The sequence below is a fragment of the Shewanella sp. ECSMB14102 genome (assembly GCF_000813075.1).
Lineage (GTDB): Bacteria > Pseudomonadota > Gammaproteobacteria > Enterobacterales > Shewanellaceae > Shewanella > Shewanella indica.
The window spans coordinates 1-454 of record NZ_JWGX01000145.1; the positions used below are offsets into that span (position 1 = coordinate 1).

Here is a 454-nt window from a genome sequence, read left to right on the forward strand (position 1 = left end):
GGGTAACGCTCTAACCCCCACCTATGGCTGCATTGCCTAAACAACCATTCTGGGGCTGCTTTGCCAAGGCGTTGCCTTGCTTGCGTTAAAGCACTTTTTGCTAACAGCTCCTCATTAGCCAACCCCTCGGCACAGACATTCATTCGCCGTGCGACTTCGGCAATCGGTTCGTTGCGGAAAAACGCCATTCCAACAATAAGCCAAAGAACCATATCACTCGGTAAGCGACGTCGACGAATCGTCGCTTTATCGGAAAGTGTTACCGCTTTAGCAATCCACTCGTCAGGAATATGCTCGGAGAAGGTGGTTAGCTGAGCGACATCAACAGGACTCTCTTCTAGAAAGTCGGCAAAGCAGTTTTGAATAGACATAAAAAATCGGAAACCTACAAACAGGTTTCCGATTGTCTCTCATCAGGAGGATCGGTCAACCGATCCTTATCTGATCTACGTTG

1 protein-coding gene is annotated in these 454 nt (G+C 48.5%); it reads right to left on the reverse strand.

All coding sequences use genetic code 11. The annotated features are described in order from the left end of the window. Nucleotides 1-371, reverse strand: a 371-nt coding sequence (locus tag RC73_RS19720) for a transposase domain-containing protein (protein ID WP_039036222.1), incomplete at its 3' end; no start/stop codon positions are given. Nucleotides 372-454: the final 83 nt, after the last annotated feature.